Origin of the sequence: Robertmurraya massiliosenegalensis JC6, assembly GCF_000311725.1 — a bacterium.
GTDB lineage: Bacteria > Bacillota > Bacilli > Bacillales > Cytobacillaceae > Robertmurraya > Robertmurraya massiliosenegalensis.
In genome coordinates this window covers 952,953-972,932 of the sequence record NZ_HE978511.1, presented here as the reverse complement: position 1 = coordinate 972,932, position 19,980 = coordinate 952,953, and the positions used below count along the sequence as shown (strand labels likewise).

The 19,980-nt window shown below is 38.2% G+C and carries 19 protein-coding genes; 15 read left to right on the top strand and 4 right to left on the bottom strand.

What is annotated here, in order from left to right:
* Positions 1-59 precede the first annotated feature (59 nt).
* The 4 genes from hemY (at position 60) to BMSHG_RS04905 (ending at position 5,813) form a co-directional block, all read left to right on the top strand.
* Positions 60-1,472, top strand: coding sequence for a protoporphyrinogen oxidase (gene hemY, locus BMSHG_RS04920; RefSeq protein ID WP_019153331.1), 1,413 nt, complete (start codon positions 60-62; stop codon positions 1,470-1,472).
* A gap of 264 nt (positions 1,473-1,736) precedes the next feature.
* On the top strand, positions 1,737-2,939 hold the full coding sequence (locus BMSHG_RS04915) for an MDR family MFS transporter (protein ID WP_019153330.1): 1,203 nt from the start codon (positions 1,737-1,739) through the stop codon (positions 2,937-2,939).
* A 77-nt stretch (positions 2,940-3,016) separates the two neighbouring features.
* Positions 3,017-3,589: a TetR/AcrR family transcriptional regulator gene (locus BMSHG_RS04910; protein ID WP_019153329.1), complete on the top strand. Its 573-nt coding sequence runs from the start codon at positions 3,017-3,019 to the stop codon at positions 3,587-3,589.
* A 67-nt stretch (positions 3,590-3,656) separates the two neighbouring features.
* Complete coding sequence (locus tag BMSHG_RS04905) at positions 3,657-5,813, top strand: YhgE/Pip domain-containing protein (protein WP_019153328.1); 2,157 nt, start codon at positions 3,657-3,659, stop codon at positions 5,811-5,813.
* A gap of 88 nt (positions 5,814-5,901) precedes the next feature.
* Here the strand turns inward: BMSHG_RS04905 and yhfH are convergent, their stop codons facing one another.
* A complete protein-coding gene (yhfH, locus tag BMSHG_RS27375; RefSeq protein ID WP_019153327.1) occupies positions 5,902-6,036 on the bottom strand; it encodes a protein YhfH in 135 nt (44 codons plus the stop codon).
* 142 nt (positions 6,037-6,178) lie between these two features.
* On the opposite strand from yhfH, the gene BMSHG_RS04895 reads away from it, so the two are divergent.
* The 6 genes from BMSHG_RS04895 (at position 6,179) to BMSHG_RS04870 (ending at position 12,873) form a co-directional block, all read left to right on the top strand.
* The gene (locus BMSHG_RS04895; RefSeq protein ID WP_019153326.1) at positions 6,179-6,913 is read left to right on the top strand and encodes an MBL fold metallo-hydrolase; all 735 of its coding nucleotides are present in this window, start codon (positions 6,179-6,181) and stop codon (positions 6,911-6,913) included.
* A 15-nt stretch (positions 6,914-6,928) separates the two neighbouring features.
* Positions 6,929-7,918 carry a lipoate--protein ligase gene (locus tag BMSHG_RS04890; protein ID WP_019153325.1) on the top strand — a complete coding sequence of 330 codons (990 nt, stop codon included), beginning with the start codon at positions 6,929-6,931 and terminating at the stop codon, positions 7,916-7,918.
* 301 nt (positions 7,919-8,219) lie between these two features.
* Complete coding sequence (locus BMSHG_RS04885) at positions 8,220-9,773, top strand: fatty acid--CoA ligase family protein (protein WP_019153324.1); 1,554 nt, start codon at positions 8,220-8,222, stop codon at positions 9,771-9,773.
* 215 nt (positions 9,774-9,988) lie between these two features.
* Positions 9,989-10,990 carry an ABC transporter substrate-binding protein gene (locus tag BMSHG_RS04880; protein WP_019153323.1) on the top strand — a complete coding sequence of 334 codons (1,002 nt, stop codon included), beginning with the start codon at positions 9,989-9,991 and terminating at the stop codon, positions 10,988-10,990.
* Positions 10,991-11,075: 85 nt separating this feature from the next.
* Complete coding sequence (locus BMSHG_RS04875) at positions 11,076-12,104, top strand: ABC transporter permease (RefSeq protein WP_019153322.1); 1,029 nt, start codon at positions 11,076-11,078, stop codon at positions 12,102-12,104.
* Positions 12,079-12,873, top strand: coding sequence for an ABC transporter ATP-binding protein (locus tag BMSHG_RS04870; protein WP_026073332.1), 795 nt, complete (start codon positions 12,079-12,081; stop codon positions 12,871-12,873). The genes BMSHG_RS04875 and BMSHG_RS04870 overlap by 26 nt, the downstream gene beginning before the upstream one ends.
* A 50-nt stretch (positions 12,874-12,923) precedes the next feature.
* On the opposite strand, the gene BMSHG_RS04865 is transcribed toward BMSHG_RS04870, so the two are convergent.
* Positions 12,924-13,475 (bottom strand): helix-turn-helix domain-containing protein, encoded by a 552-nt coding sequence (locus tag BMSHG_RS04865; protein WP_019153320.1) that lies wholly within the window; start codon positions 13,473-13,475, stop codon positions 12,924-12,926.
* A gap of 104 nt (positions 13,476-13,579) precedes the next feature.
* On the opposite strand from BMSHG_RS04865, the gene BMSHG_RS04860 reads away from it, so the two are divergent.
* The 3 genes from BMSHG_RS04860 to BMSHG_RS04850 all read left to right on the top strand — a co-directional run bounded on the left by BMSHG_RS04860 (position 13,580) and on the right by BMSHG_RS04850 (position 16,045).
* Complete coding sequence (locus BMSHG_RS04860; protein ID WP_019153319.1) at positions 13,580-14,311, top strand: AzlC family ABC transporter permease; 732 nt, start codon at positions 13,580-13,582, stop codon at positions 14,309-14,311.
* Complete coding sequence (locus BMSHG_RS04855) at positions 14,301-14,606, top strand: AzlD domain-containing protein (RefSeq protein ID WP_019153318.1); 306 nt, start codon at positions 14,301-14,303, stop codon at positions 14,604-14,606. The genes BMSHG_RS04860 and BMSHG_RS04855 overlap by 11 nt, the downstream gene beginning before the upstream one ends.
* A 158-nt stretch (positions 14,607-14,764) precedes the next feature.
* Positions 14,765-16,045 carry a M48 family metallopeptidase gene (locus BMSHG_RS04850; RefSeq protein WP_019153317.1) on the top strand — a complete coding sequence of 427 codons (1,281 nt, stop codon included), beginning with the start codon at positions 14,765-14,767 and terminating at the stop codon, positions 16,043-16,045.
* A 222-nt stretch (positions 16,046-16,267) separates the two neighbouring features.
* Here BMSHG_RS04850 and BMSHG_RS04845 read toward each other — a convergent pair whose 3' ends face one another.
* On the bottom strand, positions 16,268-16,504 hold the full coding sequence (locus BMSHG_RS04845; RefSeq protein ID WP_019153316.1) for an IDEAL domain-containing protein: 237 nt from the start codon (positions 16,502-16,504) through the stop codon (positions 16,268-16,270).
* 275 nt (positions 16,505-16,779) lie between these two features.
* Between BMSHG_RS04845 and BMSHG_RS04840 the strand changes: the two genes are divergently transcribed.
* Positions 16,780-17,334, top strand: coding sequence for a competence protein ComK (locus BMSHG_RS04840; protein WP_019153315.1), 555 nt, complete (start codon positions 16,780-16,782; stop codon positions 17,332-17,334).
* Between the two features lie 13 nt (positions 17,335-17,347).
* Here the strand turns inward: BMSHG_RS04840 and BMSHG_RS04835 are convergent, their stop codons facing one another.
* Positions 17,348-17,707, bottom strand: coding sequence for a hypothetical protein (locus BMSHG_RS04835; protein ID WP_019153314.1), 360 nt, complete (start codon positions 17,705-17,707; stop codon positions 17,348-17,350).
* A gap of 183 nt (positions 17,708-17,890) precedes the next feature.
* On the opposite strand from BMSHG_RS04835, the gene BMSHG_RS04830 reads away from it, so the two are divergent.
* Positions 17,891-19,870, top strand: a complete 1,980-nt coding sequence (locus BMSHG_RS04830; protein ID WP_019153313.1) for a S9 family peptidase — start codon at positions 17,891-17,893, stop codon at positions 19,868-19,870.
* Positions 19,871-19,980: the final 110 nt, after the last annotated feature.

The window sequence follows — 19,980 nt, the reverse complement described above, 5'->3', positions numbered from 1 at the left end:
CAATGATTATTGATACAGCAAACTGAGTAATCAATCAAAAGAAAAGAAGGCGATTTACTGTGTCAGAGAAAAAGAAAAGGGTTGTAATACTTGGGGGAGGTATTACGGGACTCACAACTGCTTTCTATTTACAGAAAGAAGCACGGGAGAAGAACTTACCACTAGAAGTTATACTAATTGAAGCAGCACATCGATTAGGTGGGAAAATTCAGACGGTCGTTAAAGATGGGTTTGTGATTGAAAGGGGTCCAGATTCATTTTTAGGACGGAAAAAGAGTGCTTCCAGACTTGCTGAGGAAGTAGGAATTGGGGATACACTCGTAAGCAACACAGCTGGGAAATCGTATGTACTAGCAAAAGGAAAACTCCATCCAATGCCTGGTGGTTCTATTATGGGAATTCCAACCCAAGTTGGACCATTTATTACAACTGGTTTGTTTTCTCTTACAGGAAAAATGCGAGCAGCGGCTGATTTTGTTTTACCAAAATCGGATCCTGCTCAGGATCAATCGCTTGGTCACTTCTTTAGACGTAGGCTTGGCGATGAAGTGGTAGAGAACTTAATTGAGCCATTATTATCAGGAATATATGCTGGTGATATTGACCAAATGAGTTTGATGTCAACATTTCCACAATTTTATGAGGTGGAGCAGAAGTATCGGAGTCTTGTCCTTGGAATGAAAAAAGCAACACCTGCGCCAAAGAAGAGTCCTCAGTCTAAAGGGAGTAAAAAAGGGATGTTTGTAACACCTAAAGGTGGGCTGCAAAGCTTTGTAGATGCAATTGAAGAGCGTTTAGAGTCAGGTACTGTCTTAAAAGGACAAAAGGTGGAGAATGTAAAGAAAACATCTACTGGCTATGAATTAAGCTTAAATAGTGGCGAAATTCTTTTCGCAGACAGTATTGTTTCTACAGTCCCTCATCTAGTGTTACCAACGATATTTTCTGATTACGCCTTTTTCAACTCATTTAAAGAAGTTCCATCTACATCTGTTGCCAATGTGGCATTAGCATTTCCAAAAGAAGCGATTGCGAAGGATATTGATGGTACAGGATTTGTTGTTTCGCGAAATAGTGATTTCACGATTACCGCATGTACATGGGGACATAAAAAATGGCCACATTCTTGTCCAGAAGATAAAGTGCTATTACGTTGCTTTGTTGGACGTGCTGGTGATGAAACGATCGTTGAACTGTCAGATAACGAGATCGTTAATATCGTCCTTGAAGATATGAATAAAACCATGAATATTACGATGGAACCAGAATTTGCGGTCGTATCAAGGTGGAAGAACGCCATGCCTCAATATACAGTAGGGCATAAGGAGCGACTATCTAAAGTGACAGAGCAAGTCGAACGTGAGTTGCCAGGTGTCTTCATTGCAGGTGCTTCCTTCGAAGGTCTAGGTCTACCTGACTGTATTGATCAAGGAGAAGCGGCTGTAGAGAAAGTTAAACAGTTTTTACTTTGAAAATAAGACCATTTTCGTAAGCGAATAACCACAATCATTGCGAAAATAGTGAAAAAAATAAAGACCAAATCCTTTGTAAAAATGGATTTGGTCTTTTTGTATGGAACGAATGTTCGATTTGTGGTGCACTCAAAGTAAAAATCAGGATTTCTCGACTTCCATATTATTAGTATACAGAATTATGAAAAAATAGTCTATATTTTAGCTGGAAATTCTCTTATATTTAAGGAACCTGGTCAGGAATGATGGGAAGAAGGTGACTTGATGAAGGTATTTCAATGGGATGTAAATTTGAAGATTCGTCTTTTGGGAGAAGGAATGTTTCATCTCCTCTATTGGATGTATTTTCCTTTTGTTGCGATTTATTTCAGTTCGCAATTAGGAAATTCAGTGGCTGGCTTATTAATGACAATTCCTCCACTTGTTAGCTTAATAGGAAGTCTTATCGGTGGAAGCCTAGCAGATCATTTTGGGAGAAGACCGGTGATGTTAATGGGCTCTTCTATTCAAGGCGTCATGTTTATTATGTTTGCTTTGTCCTTTTCTCCTTGGGTGGATTATCTAGCTTTTATTGGGATAAGTATCGGTGGGGCGATTTATCGACCTCCTAGTGCGGCGATGGTCGCTGATTTAGTTCCGGAAAGAGATCGACGTCAAGTCTTTGCCACATTTTCGACAGCCAATAATATAGGTGCAGTTCTCGGTCCTGCTCTTGGAGCAATATTCTTTTTTCAATACCGCTCCGAGCTCTTATGGACATGCTCTTTCATCCTTCTTACTTACACGGTGGTGATTTATTTTATCGTTAATGAAACGAAATTGGATATGCAAGAGAATCCAAAGATTGGGGAAATATTGAACAATCAATGGGGGGATTACAGAACGATTTTACGTGATAAAATATTCGCACTTTACATAGCAGCGGGCGTCTTTGCCATCGTGACGATCATGCAGTTGGATCTTTATTTGCCATACTATGTGATCAACTATGTTCCTAGCCAACCATTTCTGAATTTTTCTTTCACAAGTGAAAGCATTTTTGGCTGGATGTTAGGCTTAAACGGGCTCTTATTTGTATTATTTATTTTACCTGTTACGAAATGGTTGAAAAATTGGCGGGAAAGAGATGTATTTATCCTTTCTTCTTTCTTATCAGGTGTTGGCATGTTTGCCTTAGGATTGAATACGAATATTTGGTATTTGTTTATCGTTACCATTATGTTTACCTTTGGTGAAATTGTTCGTTCACCAGTCATGGAGAGTTTTGTGAGTCACTATGCTCCACCGGAATCAGTGGGAAAGTATATGGCAGCCAATAGTTTACAGTTTACGATTGGGAGATTTCTTGCTCCGATCACGTTGTTTTTATCTACATGGCTAAGTCCCATTATGATATTACTACTCCTTCTACTCTCTTCTCTCATAAGTATCTTTCTATACTTGCGGGTATTTATAATTTTTCGTTGACAAATGATTTGAATGGAGTAAAATAGCAATTGTACTTAATGACTAAATTGGACATTTGGTCAAAAAGGAGTGATGAAATGGTCATAGACAGAAGGAAAATGATTGTTGATGCTGCAACGAAATCCTTTTCACAATTTGGTTTTAAAGCGACAACGATGGATCAAGTGGCGAAGATCGCCAATGTTGGAAAGGGAACGATCTATACTTTCTTTAAAACAAAGGAAGAGCTCTTTGATGAGATTACAAACAGTCTAATTAAAGAGATGAAGATTGCTGCGCAGGATTCCATAGACAGCTCGTTAACTTTTCAAGAAAACGTTCATCGGGCACTTTATCGCATCTTGGAATTTCGCCTCGAGCATCAGCTCACAATTAAGCTTTTTCAGGAAGGCAAAGAGATGCGTACCCCGGCTGTCATGGACGTCATGGAGCGAATCGAAAAAGCTATCTTGAATTTCATTAAAGAGAAAATTGAGAAGGCAATTGATAAAGGGGAAATAAACCGATGTGATCCTGAGCTGACTTCTTTCGTCATGTTAAAGCTATACATCGCTCTTATTTTTGACTGGGAAAAAAATCACGAGCCATTGGAAAAGGAAAGAATTGCGAAGGTCTTAGAGCAATATATCTTTGAAGGGTTATCCAAATAGATAATCCTTGATTTTTTTACAGAAATGACTAAATGAACAAAATGGTCAATTATTTTGGAGGTTGGGGATGAGAAATTTAATGAAAGCAGAATTAAGTTCTTTATTTAAAAATAAAAAGCTCTTAATTCCGGTGATTGCAATATTATTTATTCCAATTTTATATAGTGGAATGTTTCTATGGGCTTTTTGGGACCCATATGAACATCTAGCTGATCTTCCTGTCGCAATTGTAAATGAAGATACGGGAGCGATTTATGGGGAAAAGGATTTGAAGCTAGGGGAAGAGCTTGTTGATAAGTTAAAGGATAGTGAAGAATTTAAGTTTGACTTTCTTGGCAAAGAAGTGGCATACAAAGGATTAGAGAAACAAGACTATTATTTGCTTGTAGAAATTCCTGCGGATTTTTCAACAAATGCAACAACTTTGATGGATGATGATCCACAAAAGCTAGAACTAAAATATGTTCCGAATGAAAGCTATAATTTCCTTGCTGCACAAATTGGTGGAACAGCAATTGAGAAAATTAAAGCTTCTATATCGGAAAAAATCACAGAGACGTACGCAGAAACTGTGTTTTCAAGCATTGATGAGTTAGCATCTGGTCTTGAGCAAGCAAGTGATGGTGCAGGGAAAATTTATGATGGTTCAGTTGAATTAAAAAATGGTACGAACGAGTTGTACACTCACTTAGCAGAATTGGCTAGTAAATCAATTACTTTTAATGAAGGAATGAAAAGTGCTGATTCTGGTTCTGCTGAGTTGTCAACGGGTATCCAATCATTAAATAAAGGGTTGGGTGAATTAGAAAAAGGTCATACAACGTTATCGACTGCCTCAGAGGAATTGACAGCAGGCAATAAAGAGCTTGCCAAAGGAATTTCTGAAGCAAAAGCCGGAATTGCTGAAATGGATCAGAAACTGCCTGAACTAACAACAGGTACCAAACAACTTGCTTCTGGAGCAGAGAATTTATCAGGATCATTAGATGCATGGAAAACAGAAGCAGAAACTGTGAGTGGTGGAATGATGTTGCTCCAACAGAACCTTGAAGGAGTTATCTCTATGATGGACCCTACTCAACAGAAGGAATTAGAGGGACTTTTAAATAAGTTAACAGTAGGAACCTCAGAATTGGCGGCGGCTGCAGGTCAAATATCAACTGGAGCTGGAGATCTTTCTAGTAACCTTAATCTCTTAACGGAGAAGCAAACAGAGTTACAAGCAGGTGTTCATAAACTAGCTGAAGGAAGTAATGCGCTCGAAGAAGGTGCGACTAAGCTTGTTGAAGGACATGAGCAATTCCAATCAGGTATGGACACATTCGCCCAGAAATTCTCAGAAGCGAAAGTGGGAGCGAATCAATTAGCCGATGGAGCATCGACTTTATCTGGTGGACTTCATGAGTTAAGCGCTGGAACCGATAAAATTACGACAGGTGCTGGACAATTAGAAGAAGGTGCTAAAGAGCTAGCAGATGGTACATTGGAGCTTTCAGATGGAAGCGATGAATTAGCTGGTAAATTAACTGAAGGAGCTCTAGAAGCATCATCTGTTAATGCCAATGATAAAACGTTTAATATGATGGCCAATCCAGTGGAAATTCAAGATGAGAAAATCAATGAAGTACCAAATTATGGTACAGGGTTTGCACCATACTTTTTATCACTTGGGTTATTCGTTGGTGCCCTATTACTCTCCATCGTTTTCCCATTGCGAGAACCAGCTGCTGTTCCGAAAAATGCATGGTCTTGGTTTACGAGTAAATTTGCGATTCTTTCCGGAATTGGTATTATTCAAGGGCTAATTGCGGCGGCCGTATTAATGGGAGCATTAGGATTAGAGGTGAAAAATATTCCGTTATTCTTGTTGTTTGTCATCGTGACAAGTCTAACTTTTGTTGCCTTAATCCAGTTCTTTGTAACAGCTTTTGGCGATCCAGGAAGGTTCATTGCCATTTTAATTTTAATTTTCCAATTGACAACAAGTGCTGGAACTTTCCCGTTAGAACTAATTCCAGGGTTCCTGCAACACTTTAATGCTTTCTTGCCAATGACGTACACAGTTCAAGGTTTGAAGGCGGTCATCTCAAGTGGAGATTACGCATTTATGTGGCAAAATTTATTTGTTTTAATCGGATTTATGATGTTATTTATTGTTGGGAGTCTTGGATATTTCCGCTTTAAGCATAAACGTCAATTTGAAATCCTTACAAAAGCGGAGTAAAAAAAGAGCCAGTTGTCAAAAAGACAACTGGCTTTTAAATTTGGAAGGGAATATGGAACAAAATGCGGGGTGCATTTTGAAAGAAACCTTATAAATTTGTAACACCTAGACAATGATCACATTTATTGCTATAACACTCGTGTTGTTCCTCGATTTTCGCTCCACAGTCACTGCACTCTTTGGCTGGCAAATTACTGAAAAATTCAACGATGCTTTCAATCATGTTAATAGCCTCCTTGGATTTAGGTGTTTGAAACAGGTTTGTTATTAATATAAGTGTATTATAACAGTTTGTGCGTGTCAATACAGTTTTTTTATTATTTTTAAAATATCTTATATAATGGCAGTTAGAGGAGGTAGATTTGATGAAGTTGACGATTATTGGCTTTTGGGGTGGTTATCCAAAAGTAAATGAAGCAAGTACAGGCTATTTATTGGAGCACGATGGATTTAAATTATTGGTCGATTGCGGGAGTGGCGTCTTAGCCAAACTGCAAAACGTTATCGAACCGGAGGAGCTTGATGCAGTTCTTATTTCTCATTATCATGCTGATCACATTGCTGATATAGGTGTATTACAGCATGCTCGTTTAATTAAAGGATTTTTAGGAGAAAAACCAGCAACACTTCCGATCTATGGTCACCAGTTTGACGAAGCGGAATTCAATAAACTAACCCATACAGGAGTTACCGAAGGAATCGTCTATGGCCCGCAAAAAACTTTAAATGTAGGACCTTTTAAGGTACAATTTTTAAGGACCAATCACCCGGTTCCATGCTTTGCGATGAGAATTGAAGCGGACGGAAAGACACTTGTTTATACAGCTGATACTTCCTATAAGAGCGAGTTTATTTCTTTTTCAGCGGATGCTGATTTGCTGCTTGCTGAATGTAACTTTTTTAAAGAGCAAGATGGAAAAAATGCAGGACATATGAATAGTATCGATGTAGGAAATCTAGCGAAAGCTGCAAATGTCAAGGAAGTGATTCTGACCCATTTGCCTCAATATGGAGAGCTAGAAAAACTTGTTAGTGAAGCAGGAGAAATCTATTCTGGACCTGTTTCATTAGCTGAATTCGGGAAGATGGTAACCTTATAAGGAGTTGACAAGAAATTGTTGTTCATCGATAACAAGGGGATTACTGATCCTCAAATCAACCTAGCTATTGAAGAATATGCTTTGAAAAATTTAGACATTAATGAGACGTATTTGCTTTTTTACATAAATGGTCCATCCATTATCATTGGGAAAAATCAAAACACAATTGAAGAAATTAATACAGAGTATGTTGAAGCAAACGGCATTAAGGTCGTTCGAAGACTTTCTGGTGGTGGAGCTGTTTATCATGATTTGGGAAACTTAAACTTCAGTTTTATCACGAAGGATGACGGACAATCCTTTCATAACTTTAAAAAGTTTACGGAGCCGGTTGTACAAGCATTACATAAGCTTGGCGTAAATGCGGAGCTTAGCGGAAGAAATGATATTTTGGTAGAAGGAAGAAAAATATCTGGGAATGCACAATTCTCTACACGTGGAAGAATGTTCAGTCACGGAACCCTTATGCTTGATTCGGAAATCGACAATGTCGTCGCAGCACTGAAGGTGAAGAAGGATAAAATTGAATCAAAAGGGATTAAATCAATTCGTAGTAGGGTTGCAAATATCTCGGAGTTTCTCACTGAAAAAATTTCGATCGAGGATTTTCGTGCTTTATTGCTTGAGTATATTTTTGACGGAAAAGAGAATATAGAAGAGTACGTATTAACAGAGACAGATTGGGAAAACATCTATCAACTTTCAAAGGAACGTTATCAAAATTGGGACTGGAATTATGGGAAATCACCTAAATTTAATCTTCAACATTCCCATCGTTTCCCTGTTGGAAGCATTGATGTGCGCTTAGAGGTCAATAAAGGGTTGATCGAGAATTGCAAGATTTTTGGTGACTTCTTTGGTGTAGGGGATGTCGCTGATATTGAACAAAAACTGAGTGGAATTCGCTATGAAAAAGCGGAGATCGCAAAGGCATTAGAAGATGTTGATATTAAGCATTATTTTGGGAATATAACAAAAGAAGAATTTAGCCAATTAATTTACTAACGATGTCTTTCAGGCATCGTTTTTTTCTGCAAAAACATTTTTTACTGTTTAACATATGGAAATATGTAAAATAAAAGAGTAAATTTCTATTCTAATATTTTAAAAATTCGATAATGTATGCGTTTTCTATTGAAGGAAATATTTTCTTCTACTATAATATATGTGAGATTTATTAAAAATTTGTGAACATTTCTCAAATTGATACGGTTTATGGATAGCAACATGAAGATACACTGCTCCTAGTTATTCTATGAAGTTTTTTTCGGGAAATTCTTCACATTAAACAAAGGGGATGGAGTAGATGAACTTATCTTCTCAACTGCATGAAACAGCGAAAAGATTGCCTCAAAAGCCAGCCTATTATTTTATGGATCAGTCAAGTACATATGCTGAGCTAGACGGAGCGATCACAAAGTTTGCATCGGGATTGGAAAAGCTAGGGGTAAAAAAAGGAGATCATGTAGGACTGTTACTTGGGAACTCACCGTTTTTTGTCATTGGCATGTACGGAGCATTGCGACTAGGTGCAACTGTCATTCCGATCAATCCAATTTATACACCTGACGAAATCGGCTATATTTTAAAAAATGGGGACGTTACAACAGTGATTGCCCTTGATTTGTTAGTGCCATTAGCAGAGAAAATGCATCTTGCACTTCCAAGTGTCAGAAACTATATTGTTTGCGAAACTCCACAGGGGAAAGCATCAGATGTAGATGTGACTCAATTATCTGTATATCCGAAATTGAAATCGTTTACAGAAGTCGTTGCTTTAGGAGAATTAAGCTTTCAAGGGCCTGAGTTAGACGAAGAAGATGTAGCAATCATTCTATATACCTCAGGAACAACAGGAAAACCAAAAGGGGCTATGTTAACACATCATAATCTTTACTCAAATGCAAGAGATGTGGGCATGTATCTTCATATGAATGAAGACGATCGTGTTATTACGACACTCCCAATGTTCCATGTTTTTTGCTTAACCGTTTGTTTGAACGCTCCTTTGCTAAGTGGTGCTACCATTCTCATTGATCCAAAGTTCAGTCCAAAGGAAATTTTTAGATTGGCAAAAAAATATGAACCGACTGTATTTGCTGGCGTTCCAACGATGTACAATTTCTTATATCAATTTACAGAGGGAGATCCGAAAGATTTGCAGTCTCTAAGACTATGCATCTCTGGAGGAGCAGCGATGCCAGTAGCTTTATTAAATAGTTTCGAGGAAAGATTTAATGTTGTTATTTCTGAAGGCTATGGTCTTTCTGAAGCAGCACCTGTCACATGCTTTAATCCGTTAGATCGACCAAGAAAAGCTGGCTCCATCGGGCAATCGATCGTTCATGTGGAAAATAAAGTAGTGAATGAGCTTGGAGAAGAGGTACCTGCCGGACAATCTGGAGAATTAATTGTTCATGGTCCAAATGTTATGAAGGGTTATTACAAAATGCCAGAGGAAACAGCAGCAACGATTCGCGATGGCTGGCTCTATACAGGGGATATGGCCACGATGGATGAGGATGGTTATTTTTACATTGTCGACCGGAAAAAAGATTTAATCATCGTAGGCGGTTATAATGTTTATCCACGTGAGGTGGAAGAAGTGTTATATAATCATCCAGAAATTGTCGAAGTAGCCGTCATCGGTGTTCCTGACCCGAACCAAGGAGAAGCGGTTAAGGCGTACGTTGTTACGAATCATCCAGCTTTAAAGGAAGAGGCAATCATCAGCTATGCCCGAGAGCATTTAGCAAAGTATAAGACACCAACCTCGATTGAATTTCTCGAAGAGCTACCGAAAAATACAACAGGGAAGATTTTAAGAAGAGCCCTTAAAGAGCAAGTATTGAATAGATAAAGTGGAAAAAAGTTCAATCCCTAAGTGGATTGGACTTTTTCTTTGCTAATAAAATAAATGAAGAAATTATTTTCGAAAAATTTTTAACTTTATGGAAAAAGACTTGAAATACGATAGAAGGTGATTATATAATTCTAGTTAAATATTATTATTTAGCACATAAAAGCATAAAAGCTAAAAAGCACAAAAGTATAAGAAAATGGGGGAACATTACAATGTTGAAAAAGTTGAAATCGGTAGCTGCTGTTGGCATGCTCGGAGCACTTATTTTGAGTGGATGTGGTTCTTCAGAAGAATCTAATGGGGGAGAAGGAGGAAGTGGGGATTCTGAAAAAACATATAAAATTGGAGTTACCCAAATTGTCGCTCATCCTTCTCTTGATGCTGCAACGGCTGGATTTAAAAAAGCAATTGAGGAAGCGGGATTAAAAGTTGAATATGATGATCAAAATGCACAAGGAGAAATTACAAATGCACAAACAATTGCCACAAACTTTGTGGGCGATCAAGTGGATTTGATTTTTGCTAATGCAACACCAACGGCACAAAGTGCTTTAAATGCAACGACTGATATTCCGATTGTGTTTACATCTGTCACAGATCCGATTGGAGCAGAGTTAATTGCATCTTTTGAAGAGCCAGGAGGCAATGTGACAGGAACAAGTGATATGTATCCAGATGCTATTCCAAGTACGGTTAAGTTCATTGTTGAAGATTACGGAGCAAAATCAATTGGAACGATTTATAACACAGGTGAACAAAATTCAACTGTACAGATTGAAGAAATGAAAACGGCATTAGAAGGTACAGATGTTGAATTAGTGGAAAGATCGGTGGCGACTTCAGCAGATGTAAAACAAGCAGCGGAGTCTTTAATTGGAAAGGTAGATGCTATTTACATCATTACCGATAATACTGTAGTATCGGCGCTTGATGCTGTCATCCAAGTATCAAATGAACATGATATTCCACTATTCGTCGGTGAAACAGACTCCGTTGAAAAAGGAGCATTTGCTGCATTTGGTATCTCTTATGAAGCAATTGGCTATGAAGCTGGAAAAATGGCGGTTCAAATTTTAAAAGGTGAAAAGACTGCAGCTGAAATACCTGCACAATATCCAACAGAGGTTAATCTTGTGATCAACAAGAAAGCTGCAGAAGAAATGAACGTTGAATTGAAAGAAGAATGGAATGATATTGCTCAATTTTTAGAGTAAGTAAGTCAGTAACTTGAAGGGCTTCTATAAATTGGAGAAGCCCTGAAGTTTTTTCATGTAGAGCACTCATTGAAAGGAAGATTTTATGTTTACTGCTATCTTTGGTTCTGTTGAAGCCGGTGCAATGTATGCCCTTATGGCTTTGGGAGTTTATCTATCATTTAGAATACTAGATTTTCCTGATCTGACGGTGGATGGAAGCTTTGTAACGGGAGCTTCAGTAGCGGCTGTTCTCATTATTGGAGGAACAAATCCTCTTCTCGCAACATTATTGGCGACGATTGCAGGCTTTTTTGCTGGATGTATAACAGGTCTTCTCCATACAAAGGGGAAAATTAATCCTTTGCTTTCAGGAATTTTAATGATGATTGCTTTATATTCAATTAATCTGAGAATTATGGGGAAATCGAATATCTCCATGTTGAATCAAGATACACTTATCACACAAATGACCGATTTTTGGAAGAGTTTAAAAATCGATGATGCGATGCAATCATTATTTCATTCTATCGGACTTTCAAACTTTATTCCAAAAACATGGGGCATCCTAATCATTATGCTTATTCTTGCGTTTGTCGTGAAGGTATTAATCGACCGCTTCTTAAAAACTGATATTGGCTTAGCCATTCGCGCAACTGGTGATAATGAAACGATGATTCGTAGCTTTTCGGCAAATACGGATCATTTGAAGGTTCTTGGCCTAGGTCTTTCAAATGCACTCGTTGCGTTATCTGGTGCCTTAGTCGGTCAGTATAGCGGTTTCAGTGATGTAGGGATGGGAATTGGAATGATCGTGATCGGACTCGCATCTGTTATTATCGGGGAGGCTGTTTTTGGGGCGAAGACGATTGTGAGAGCCACATTCGCTGTCATCGGTGGAGCGATTTTATACCGAATCATTGTCTCCCTCGCTTTAAGGGTTGAGTTTTTGGAGACAGGGGATATGAAGCTCATTACAGCCTTTATTGTGGTGGCTGCCCTCGTCATTCCGAAACTCATCGACTTACAAAGAGAAAAGCAAAAAAAGAAAAGACGTTTACTAGCATCAAAACAAAAAATAAATGCGAAAGAGAAGAGTGGTGAAAGCCTTGCTGCAATTAAATCAGATTTATAAAGTATTTAATGAAGGAACGCCTGATGAAAAGAAGGCTCTCGACCATGTCAATCTCGTCCTTGAGCAAGGCGATTTCGTAACCGTGATCGGAAGCAATGGCGCTGGCAAATCGACGTTAATGAATATGATCTCTGGTAAGCTTATACCTGATCTTGGACTCGTGAAAATTGATGGCAAAGATGTCACGACGGAAAAAGAACATAGGCGTTCAAAATTAATCGGTCGTGTCTTTCAGGATCCAATGGCAGGTACAGCCCCATCGATGACGATTGAAGAAAACTTAGCACTTGCCTATGCACGAACAAGAACACGTGGTCTACGTAGTGGTGTATCGAAAAAGACAAGGGGATTTTTTAAAGAAAAGCTCGAGATTCTACACCTAGGATTAGAAAATCGTCTTGAGGCAAAGGTCGGCCTTCTTTCAGGTGGGGAACGCCAAGCTCTATCTTTATTAATGGCTACTTTTACCGAACCGAAAATTTTACTATTAGATGAACATACTGCAGCGCTTGATCCATCTCGGGCAGAGCTGATTACGAACTTAACGAAGGAAATTGTTGCAGAGTTTAAGCTGACGACTTTAATGGTTACGCATAATATGGAGCAAGCATTGGAGCTTGGAAATCGACTCATTATGATGGATAAGGGACAAATTATTTTTCAAGCGAATGAAGGGCAAAAGCAGCAGTTAACGGTTGAAAAACTGCTTGAGGAGTTCCAGCGTATTCGCGGAGAAAAAATGAGCAATGATAGAGCGGTATTAATTTAATCTCATGAGATGAAGTGCTGTTAAGACTCTTGTGACAGCACTTCGTTACGTCATGGATAGTGCATGACCAATTGGTAGGTTGTGAGTTCGTTTGTGTTGTTTTTATACGTATGAGTTTTATTGGCAAGGAAGCGAATGGAGTCACCTCGTACGAGATGGAGGCTTTCCTCGCCGATTGATAATTCGAGTTCGCCATTGATTATTGTGATATATTCTTCAAGTCCTTCATTATGCTTCTCCGACACATGAGTGCATCCAGCTTCAATCTCCACGGTGAAAATTTCAAACTTTTTTCGGGGATCAAATGGGAAAATGGAATAGACTCGATAGTTGCCATCGCTCTCGGTCACGGGAATGATACTCCCATGTTTGACGACCATAATGTTTGAGGATTCCTCTTGAATTAAAGAAGAGAAGGAAATTTGTAGCCCCCTCGCAATTTTCCATAAAGTTGAAACGGTCGGGTTCGAATCGCCTCTTTCAATTTGACCGAGCATTGCCTTGCTAACTCCTGTTAATTCTGCAACATGATCTAAACTGTAACCACGATTTTTTCGGATACTCCTTAAATTATCTCCAATATTTTTTTGAATATTTTCCATTTTTCCTCCTATGCTATTGTATAATATAACGCACGTATGTATAATATACTTTATCAATTTCGAAGATTTTATGCAACAAATTGGAGAGCAGGAGGTTGGAAAGTATGTCAGAAATGGCGTTAAATAAATCAGGAACTGAATTCCGCAGAGGCTTTCAAGCAGGGATTACGATTGCAATTGGTTATTTTCCAGTAGCTTTAACATTTGGTCTATTAGCGAAAACGACTGGGCTATCGCTTGGAGAGACACTTTTAATGAGTCTAGTCGTTTATGCAGGAGCGGCTCAATACATATCTCTAAGTCTATTAACTTTAGGAACTGGTCCATTTGAAATTGTTTTAACGACGTTTATTGTGAACATCCGTCATTTTTTGATGTCTGCCTCCTTAAATGAAAAAAGTGAAGAGGAGCCACCATTAATAAAGGCGGGCTATGCATTTGGGATTACTGATGAGACATTTTCGGTTGCTGCTGTAAAAGAAGGCACTGTTTCAGCTGGCTACATGTTTGGTCTCAACATGATTGCCTATTTGAGCTGGGGTGTTTTTTCTGGAGTTGGCTTTATCGTAGGCTCAAGCCTACCAAAAACGTTTCAAGAAGGAATGTCAGTAGCTCTTTATGCCATGTTTGTTGGACTGCTAGTACCTTCTATGAAAAAGGGAATGAAAGTGGTCTATTTGGCTGTTTTAGCCGCTATATTTAATACCATTTTTACTGTCACAAATGCTTTATCAACAGGCTGGGCGATTGTTGTCGCAACGCTTCTGTCTGCGGTCATAGTGGAATGGATTGTATTTGTTAAGGGGAAACAAAGGGGGATAAAGAATGAAAAGTGAGATCGTATGGATGATTATTGGCATGGGAGTTGTCACTTTCATTCCGAGGATGCTGCCATTTGTCCTTTTTCGTGGGAAGGAGTTGCCTGAATTTTTACAAGGCGTTTTAAGAAACGTCCCTTATGCAACATTAGGAGCACTGATTTTTCCAGGAATCCTTTTTATACAAGAGGATATTTGGTATGGAGTGCTGGGAGCGGTTGTGGCGTTTGGGATTGCCTTCCTCGGTGCTAATGTGATTGTTGTCGTCTTAGGTTCGATTGCTGTTCTATCGCTCTATTCTTTATTTTTTTAGGCGGAAAAATGTTATTCCTTTACAGGCTGTTTAACGTATGATTTGAAAATTTTGAGATGATAATAGGAAAGTCTCGGTTCTAAATGTTATTTTTGCTACTAAAATGATAATAGAGGGGTTGTACTAATAACGGTTATACAACGTGAAGGGGGAGTGTCATGGCGAGAAAAATCGGTCTATATGGAATCATTGCCTATATTCTCTATGGCCTGTTTTTTTATTGGTATTTGTTCTATTTTGCTGATGCGAGCTTGCCATTTGAATATGAAGGGACAAAAGCGGATCCGGCAACATTTTTAAATGGACGAGAGCTCATGTTAAGCGAAGAGTATTCGAAAATAAGGAACTTATTATTTTTCTTGAGCACGCCTTTTGAATGGCTCTTTTACTTATTTGTTCTTTTGGCAGGACTTTCTGGTGCCATTAAGAAATGGGCAGGACAGTCTTCAAAGTATAAAATTGTTCAGACTGCCATCTATACGATTTGGTTAACTTTTTTTGCTTTTGTAGCTACTTTTCCATTAAGTTATATTAGCTATTCTTTGTCAAAATCGTATAATATTTCAACCCAAACATTCTCGTCATGGATGAAGGACGAGTTGATTGATTTCTGGATTAATTTTGGAACGATGTTCATTATTGTTGCTGTTCTTTATTGGCTTATGAAGAAAAGCCAAAAGAGATGGTGGCTGTATGCATGGTTAATGTCGGTTCCTTTTACTCTTTTCATGATGTTCCTACAGCCTGTCGTGATTGATCCTTTATACAATGATTTTTATCCACTAAAGGATAAAGCGTTAGAACAGAAAATTTTAGCGCTTGCAAGTGAGGCAAATATTCCTTCAGAGCATGTATTTGAAGTGAATATGGCAGAGAAGACGAATGCGCTAAATGCATATGTGACCGGAATTGGTTCAAATTCTCGTATTGTACTATGGGATACAACCTTAAATCGCTTAAACGATGACCAAATTTTATTTATTATGGCTCATGAAATGGCCCATTATGTGGAAAAGCATCTTTATATCGGGATAGCAGGGTACATGCTGTTATCTTTACTAGGTTTGTATTTGGTCCATCGCTTCATGCATTTGATTGTGAACAGATGGGGAGAGGCATTGAAAATTCCTTCTGTGCATGATATCCGCTCTTTCCCACTTTTTCTCATGCTGTTGTCGATGCTAATGTTCGTTTCAAGCCCATTCTCCAATCTTGTTTCTAGGTATCAGGAGACGAGGGCCGATCGTTATGCGATTGAAATGACAGGCAACTCAGAGGCGGCGATTGGGACTTTTCAGGAATTAAGCAGGGCAGGGCTTAGCCAAGTGAATCCGCCGCTGTTAGTGAAAATCTTCCGCTACGGCCATCCAACGATGCTAGAACGAATTACGATGATTGAAGAGTATGAGCTTAAGAAGCGAAATCAGAGCGAGGATTAAAGAATGGGGCTGTCCGAATTGTGGTGTATTTATTCGGACAGCCTTTTAATGTAAGGGATCTGATGAGTTCAAATCTATTGCGTATTCGGACAGTCTTGTGAGGAAAGGTTCTGACGAGTCCGAATCCGCACATTTTTTTTGATGTGAAACCCAAAAAGGCGCACTTCTTTTTGAAAACAAAAAAAACCCGCTACTCATTTTAGCGGGGAATTGAAATAAATATTAAGTTCCGAACCTTTCGTTGAGCTCTATATACTGTGTAGAGAGCTTCAGGAAGGTTTTTTTATCTTTCTTATCAATGGCCTGATCGATTTGTAAGGACAATTTTTCCTTTTCAGATTTTAACAGTGCTTCAGATAAAATCATATCGACGTATAAGTTTACCATGAATGCTTCTTTTGCCCTTTTGGGATTCATTGCACCGGATTTCATTAACTCTGTGTAAGATTTTTCTTTCATCGAAATCACCTCTGATGCCTTTTTGATATTATATAGGATTTCTGTATAGTTATCAACTGAATTTTTTAAAAATTTAGAAAAATATTCCTCGCAGGAAATTATGACTAATTTTTGAACATTTTGGTAATTTATAGAAAAGCGATGAATTGAAGGTTATGATGAAAATGGATAGGTTGTTTGCACTGGAATGCACCTGCTGAGATAGGGATTTGGACCTAGCTCCAAGCTTAGCATATCGTTTTAGTGCCAGAGATTTAATTGAAGGAGATGAAATAATGGAAAATGAAAGGTTAATTATTGAGGAGTATGAAATCAACTCTTCCACTGCGATTGTGATGCCAATGGAATACGGGACGAAAATTTTTTCGAGAGTTTACGAGCTTGAGGAGGAAACGATTTCTCCATTTAAACCCTTTGATCTGGTAAAAGAAAGCTGTTATGGTTTTGGTTCTAATTATGAAGGAAGGAAAGCAGCAACCAAGAAACTCATCGGGGCCACTCATAAAGTCCCCATAGCGATTTCCCCACTTATCTACCTTTTCCCAACAGCATCGCCTGAAAATCCTCAATGTGCATGGGTGGCACACGATCATGTTCTTGATTACAAAAAAGGAAAAATTAACGGGACAACGATTGTTAAATTTCAAAACAATCGCTATATTCTCCTCCACATTTCAACTCGTTCTTTTGAAAATCAGTTAATTCGTACGATGATGTTAAAGTCAAAGCTTTCAAAAAACGATGATGAATTAATTCCGAGAGCGGTTTATGCGAACAAGTTACGAAAGCAGCGAGCCGCTGCTGAAGATTCTGAACAGTATAGCTGGTAAGTCGTACTGTATACTAGATACTGAGATGCGTCAAATAGAACTCTAGTAGTTCTTGAACTTTGTTACGAATTCTTGGGTTGAAATAATTATGTTGTTCCTCATAGCCTTTGTAGAGAAACGTATACATAGTAAACGCCTCATCTCTTTTTAATTCAAATACTTTTAGATTGTTTTGTTTCATATATTTTTTTACTTGCGCTAATTCCGTTTGGATGGTCTTCATCGATTTTTCAATGAGATTTAAATAGGGCTGTTTAAGCTTAAAGGGACCTTGATTAATAATCGTTAAATCTCGATTTAAAATGGTGAGGACCATGGGCAAGTATATCGCCTTCTCAATGATATCCCGATCTTCTTCAGGGATTCTAGTCATACATCAATCACCCTTTTCAAACGTATGTTCGTATTTATTTTATATAAAGTATATGCATTTGGCAAGAACGTATGTACGAATCTGGTTTATTTTTATTATTTGTAAAAAAATGAAGATAAAAAGAAGGAGTATTTATTTCAATTATCGAAATAAATAAAAGATTGAAATATGGAGGGGATTAAAATGTCGAAAAGGTATTTAAAAGCGGAAGACTTATACGAATTGAAATCAGCTGCAGACCCACGCTTAAGTACAAATGGAAAAGATCTTGTATATGTGGAGACGAGTATTTCAGAAGAAAAAGATGAGTATGTATCTAATCTTTTTTACATAAATATTGAAGAAAAAAAAGCTCCAGTTCAATGGACTTATGGAGATCATCGCAATCATTCGCCGCGCTGGTCACCTACAGAGGATGAGCTTGCCTTTGTTTCAAATCGTAGTGGAAAAAATCAAATTTATGTTATACATGTAGATGGCGGAGAAGCACGCCAAATGACAAATTCTATTTATGGTGCATCTAATCCAGTCTGGTCACCAGATGGAAAGAAAATCGCCTTCAACATATCTTTAACTGCAGATGGAACATTAGAAGATGGGGAAAAGAAAGAAGAAAAAAAATTAGTTCCACTTGAAGTGGATAAAATGAAATATAAATCAGATTCTGCTGGTTTTTGGAACGGAAAATATTCACAAATTGCCATTGTTGATATAGCTACAGGGAAAGTGGAACTAGTAACAGAAGGTAAGCGTGATTATCAACTACAAGGCTGGTCACCAGATGGGAAATCGCTAGCGGTATCAGCTGACTTCAGTGAGAATTTAGATTTCTCCTTTATAAATGATATATATTTACTTGATTTACATACGAAGGAATTTGAAAAAATCACACCAAGCACAGGATTCTTCGGTGGGGTTACATGGTCTCCAAATGGAAAGTATATTGGACTTCTTGGCCATGAAAGGGAATTTGAGAATGCAACATTAATGAAAATTTGGGTGTATGATACAGAACAAAAGGAACTAACTTGCCTCACAGCGGAATCGGATTTATTAATTGGTGATTTTGCGATTGGTGATTTTCAACAAGGAGCGGTTTCACCAGGATTACTTTGGGCAAAAGATAATGAGAGCTTCTATTTCCTAGCTTCTGATCATGGGAATACGGTTGTTTATTATGGCTCCTTAAAAGGAGAGATATATCCTGCATTACTAGATAAACAGCATGTCTACGGTATAACAACTGGCGGAGCAATAAATCGAGCAGTTGTGGCGATTAGTAAGCCGACATTACAAGGTGAATTATTTTTACTCGACGTTCCAACAGGAGAACTTACTCAATTAACGAATGTAAATAACGAGTATGCTAATGAAGTAACATTAGCAGAAGTAGAGGAAATTGAATTCAAATCAAAGGATGATTGGGATCTTCATGGCTGGTTAATGAAGCCGGCCCATTTTGAAGAAGGGAAGAAATATCCACTTATTCTTGAAATTCATGGTGGGCCGCATGCGATGTACGCAAATTCCTACTTCCACGAATTTCAAATGCTTGCAGCAGAAGGATATGCCGTCCTTTTCATCAATCCAAGAGGCAGCCATGGTTACGGACAAAAATTTGTCGATGCGGTACGTGGAGATTACGGTGGCAGAGATTACGCAGATTTAATGGAAGCAGTCGATTATGCATTAGAAAAATACAATTTTATTGATGAAAATCGATTAGGGGTAACAGGTGGAAGCTATGGTGGCTTCATGACGAACTGGATTGTAGGCCATACAAATCGCTTCAAAGCAGCAGTCACCCAACGTTCGATCTCCAACTGGATTAGCTTTTATGGGGTCAGCGATATCGGCTACTATTTCAATGCATGGCAAATTAAGAGTGAGCTTGAAGATGTAGAAACATTATGGAAGCATTCCCCACTTGCATACATTGGCAACGTAGAAACACCGCTTCTCATTTTGCATAGTGAAAAAGATTTCCGGTGCCCAATTGAACAAGCTGAGCAATTATATATTGCCTTAAAACATCGCAAGAAGGAAACAAAATTTGTTCGCTTCCCAGAATCTAATCACGAATTATCGCGAAGTGGAAAACCAAGTTTAAGAATTGCTCGATTAAATTACATTTTAAATTGGTTTAAAGAGTATATTAAATAATGAAGAACAATTAACCGCAAAGCATCATGTTTTGCGGTTCTTTCATTCTCTTTATCGATTCTTGCAACCATCCTAGCTAATTAAAATAGAAAATATTACCGATTTTTGAT

Excerpts from the sequence above, each read along its gene's own strand:
- BMSHG_RS04835 (WP_019153314.1), bottom strand. The coding sequence starts at position 17,707 with ATGACTAGAATCCCTGAAGAAGATCGGGATATCATTGAGAAGGCGATA.
- BMSHG_RS04840 (WP_019153315.1), top strand. The coding sequence starts at position 16,780 with ATGGAAAATGAAAGGTTAATTATTGAGGAGTATGAAATCAACTCTTCC.
- BMSHG_RS04885 (WP_019153324.1), top strand. The coding sequence starts at position 8,220 with ATGAACTTATCTTCTCAACTGCATGAAACAGCGAAAAGATTGCCTCAA.
- BMSHG_RS04910 (WP_019153329.1), top strand. The coding sequence starts at position 3,017 with ATGGTCATAGACAGAAGGAAAATGATTGTTGATGCTGCAACGAAATCC.
- BMSHG_RS04845 (WP_019153316.1), bottom strand. The coding sequence starts at position 16,504 with ATGAAAGAAAAATCTTACACAGAGTTAATGAAATCCGGTGCAATGAAT.
- BMSHG_RS04875 (WP_019153322.1), top strand. The coding sequence starts at position 11,076 with ATGTTTACTGCTATCTTTGGTTCTGTTGAAGCCGGTGCAATGTATGCC.
- BMSHG_RS04915 (WP_019153330.1), top strand. The coding sequence starts at position 1,737 with ATGAAGGTATTTCAATGGGATGTAAATTTGAAGATTCGTCTTTTGGGA.
- BMSHG_RS04880 (WP_019153323.1), top strand. The coding sequence starts at position 9,989 with ATGTTGAAAAAGTTGAAATCGGTAGCTGCTGTTGGCATGCTCGGAGCA.
- yhfH (WP_019153327.1), bottom strand. The coding sequence starts at position 6,036 with ATGATTGAAAGCATCGTTGAATTTTTCAGTAATTTGCCAGCCAAAGAG.
- BMSHG_RS04850 (WP_019153317.1), top strand. The coding sequence starts at position 14,765 with ATGGCGAGAAAAATCGGTCTATATGGAATCATTGCCTATATTCTCTAT.
- BMSHG_RS04855 (WP_019153318.1), top strand. The coding sequence starts at position 14,301 with ATGAAAAGTGAGATCGTATGGATGATTATTGGCATGGGAGTTGTCACT.
- BMSHG_RS04830 (WP_019153313.1), top strand. The coding sequence starts at position 17,891 with ATGTCGAAAAGGTATTTAAAAGCGGAAGACTTATACGAATTGAAATCA.
- BMSHG_RS04905 (WP_019153328.1), top strand. The coding sequence starts at position 3,657 with ATGAGAAATTTAATGAAAGCAGAATTAAGTTCTTTATTTAAAAATAAA.
- BMSHG_RS04860 (WP_019153319.1), top strand. The coding sequence starts at position 13,580 with ATGTCAGAAATGGCGTTAAATAAATCAGGAACTGAATTCCGCAGAGGC.
- BMSHG_RS04865 (WP_019153320.1), bottom strand. The coding sequence starts at position 13,475 with ATGGAAAATATTCAAAAAAATATTGGAGATAATTTAAGGAGTATCCGA.
- BMSHG_RS04895 (WP_019153326.1), top strand. The coding sequence starts at position 6,179 with ATGAAGTTGACGATTATTGGCTTTTGGGGTGGTTATCCAAAAGTAAAT.